General features: G+C 63.8%; 3 protein-coding genes. All 3 read left to right on the forward strand.

Translation table 11 applies throughout. The features are described from left to right. Nucleotides 1–189: 189 nt before the first annotated feature. The gene (gene purM / locus APH42_RS28735; protein ID WP_003252437.1) at nucleotides 190–1,248 is read left to right on the forward strand and encodes a phosphoribosylformylglycinamidine cyclo-ligase; all 1,059 of its coding nucleotides are present in this window, start codon (nucleotides 190–192) and stop codon (nucleotides 1,246–1,248) included. Then, a complete protein-coding gene (gene purN, locus APH42_RS28740) occupies nucleotides 1,248–1,901 on the forward strand; it encodes a phosphoribosylglycinamide formyltransferase (RefSeq protein WP_012270945.1) in 654 nt (217 codons plus the stop codon). Before purM ends, purN begins: the two co-directional genes overlap by 1 nt. A gap of 8 nt (nucleotides 1,902–1,909) precedes the next feature. After that, nucleotides 1,910–2,404: DUF3108 domain-containing protein (locus tag APH42_RS28745; protein WP_060494747.1), on the forward strand; the 495-nt coding region annotated here is incomplete at its 3' end.

A 2,404-nucleotide genomic window follows, 5' to 3' on the forward strand; every position in this document is an offset into this window, starting at 1 on the left:
CCCCCCCTCTGCCCTTTTTCAACAATTTACCGCCCTGCCCGTCGGCCTGAGGATGGCCGCTGCCCGGCAACCCTGATAAAATCGCGCGCCTTCACAGACCACTGACGTTTCAGGCAGCCGCCGCTTACCCGCCGGCCTTGGCCGTCATGGTCGTTTTTAAGAATCCCTCCCTCCTAAAGGCCTGGATCAATGAGCAAGCAACCCTCCCTGAGCTACAAGGACGCCGGTGTAGACATCGACGCCGGCGAAGCACTGGTCGAACGCATCAAGGGCGTGGCAAAACGCACCGCACGCCCTGAAGTCATGGGTGGCCTGGGTGGCTTCGGCGCCCTTTGCGAGATCCCGGCTGGCTACAAGCAGCCGGTGCTGGTCTCCGGCACCGACGGCGTCGGCACCAAGCTGCGCCTGGCATTGAACCTGAACAAGCACGACAGCATCGGCCAGGACCTGGTCGCCATGTGCGTCAACGACCTGGTGGTATGCGGCGCCGAGCCGCTGTTCTTCCTGGACTACTACGCCACTGGCAAGCTGAACGTTGACGTGGCTGCCACCGTGGTCACCGGCATTGGCGCCGGTTGCGAACTGGCCGGCTGCTCGCTGGTCGGTGGTGAAACCGCCGAAATGCCTGGCATGTACGAAGGCGAAGACTACGACCTGGCCGGTTTCTGCGTCGGCGTGGTGGAAAAGGCCGAAATCATCGATGGCTCCAAGGTTGCCACTGGCGACGCGCTGATCGCTCTGCCGTCCTCGGGCCCGCACTCCAACGGCTACTCGCTGATCCGCAAGATCCTCGAAGTGTCGGCTACCGACATCGAAAACACCCAGCTGGACGGCAAGCCGCTGACCGACCTGCTGATGGCGCCGACCCGCATCTACGTCAAGCCGCTGCTGCAACTGATCAAGAACACTGGCGCAGTCAAGGCCATGGCCCACATCACCGGTGGCGGCCTGTTGGACAACATCCCGCGCGTGCTGCCGAAAAACGCCCAGGCCGTGGTTGACGTGGCCAGCTGGCAGCGCCCTGCGGTATTCGACTTCCTGCAGGAAAAAGGCAACGTCGACGAGCACGAAATGCACCGTGTGCTGAACTGCGGCGTGGGCATGGTCATCTGCGTCGCCCAGGACCAGGTCGAAGCGGCCCTGAACGAACTGCGCGCCGCCGGTGAACAGCCATGGGTGATCGGCCACATCGCCGAAGCCGCCGAAGGCGCCGCCCAGGTCGAGCTGCAGAACCTCAAGGCACACTGATGCCGAGCAAGACCTGCAATGTAGTGGTACTGCTGTCGGGCTCCGGCAGCAACCTGCAAGCCCTGATCGACAGCTGCCAAGGCCAGGACAGTCCGGTGCGCATCCGTGCGGTGGTTTCCAACCGCGCCGATGCCTACGGCCTGCAACGCGCCACGGCAGCGGGCATCGAAGGTGCCGTGCTTGACCACACCCAGTTCGACGGCCGTGAAGCTTTCGATGCCGCCTTGATGGCGCGCATCGACGGCTTTGCCCCGGACCTGGTGGTGCTGGCCGGCTTCATGCGCATCCTCAGCGGCGGCTTCGTGCGCCACTATCAGGGCCGCCTGCTCAACATCCACCCGTCGTTGCTGCCCAAGTACAAGGGCCTGCATACCCACCGCCGGGCGCTGGAAGCAGGCGACGCCGAGCATGGCTGCAGCGTACACTTCGTGACTGAGGAACTCGATGGCGGCCCACTGGTCGTACAGGCTGTGGTACCGGTGGCGTCTGACGACACCGTCGAAAGCCTGGCCCAACGGGTACACCGTCAGGAACACCTGATCTACCCGCTGGCGGTGCGCTGGTTCGCTGAAGGGCGCTTGCGTCTTGGCGAACAGGGCGCATTACTGGACGGCCAGCCACTGGCGGCCAGCGGTCACTTGATTCGATCCTAGGAGAATTTATGCGTCGCGCCCTGCTCTTGGCTCTCGCCGTGCTCGCCCTGCCCCTCCAGGCAGCTGATCTGAAGCCCTTCTCGGCCAGCTACACCGCCGACTGGAAGCAGCTGCCCATGAGCGGTACCGCCGAGCGCAGCCTGGTCAAAAATGCCAACGGTACCTGGGACCTTAATTTCAAGGCCTCCATGATGATCGCCAGCCTGACCGAGCAAAGCACCCTGCGCCTGGAAAACGACACCCTACTGCCGCAGAAGTATCACTTCGAGCGCGGCGGCCTGGGCAAGGCCAAGAAGGTCGACCTGAACTTCGACTGGAGCGCCAAGAAGGTCACCGGCAGCGACCGTGGCGATGCCGTGAGCCTGCCGCTGAACCGCGGCGTGCTGGACAAGTCGTCCTACCAGCTGGCCCTGCAGCATGACGTGGCCGCCGGCAAGAAGAGCATGACTTACCAGGTGGTTGACGGTGACGAGATCGACACCTACGACTTCCGCGTGCTGGGC

This window comes from Pseudomonas sp. NBRC 111140, from assembly GCF_001320885.1.
In the GTDB taxonomy this organism is placed as follows: Bacteria; Pseudomonadota; Gammaproteobacteria; order Pseudomonadales; family Pseudomonadaceae; genus Aquipseudomonas; species Aquipseudomonas putida_P.